The 312-nt window shown below is 56.1% G+C and carries 1 rRNA gene; it reads left to right on the forward strand.

Annotated elements, in window-relative coordinates:
• Positions 1–250 (forward strand): 23S ribosomal RNA (locus tag C443_RS21945); the annotation flags it as partial.
• Positions 251–312: the final 62 nt, after the last annotated feature.

A 312-nucleotide genomic window follows, 5' to 3' on the forward strand; every position in this document is an offset into this window, starting at 1 on the left:
AAGAACGACCGTATAGTACGAGAGGAACTACGGTTGGTGGCCACTGGTGTACCGGTTGTTCGAGAGAGCACGTGCCGGGTAGCCACGCCGCACGGGGTAAGAGCTGAACGCATCTAAGCTCGAAACCCACTTGGAAAAGAGACACCGCCGAGGTCCCGCGTACAAGACGCGGTCGATAGACTCGGGGTGTGCGCGTCGAGGTAACGAGACGTTAAGCCCACGAGCACTAACAGACCAAAGCCATCATTCATACGCACTGTGACTCATTCACCGACGATTTAACTCGTCGCTGAACGAGTCCAGGCGCAAACT

Source organism: Haloarcula argentinensis DSM 12282, assembly GCA_000336895.1.
Classification (GTDB): Archaea; Halobacteriota; Halobacteria; order Halobacteriales; family Haloarculaceae; genus Haloarcula; species Haloarcula argentinensis.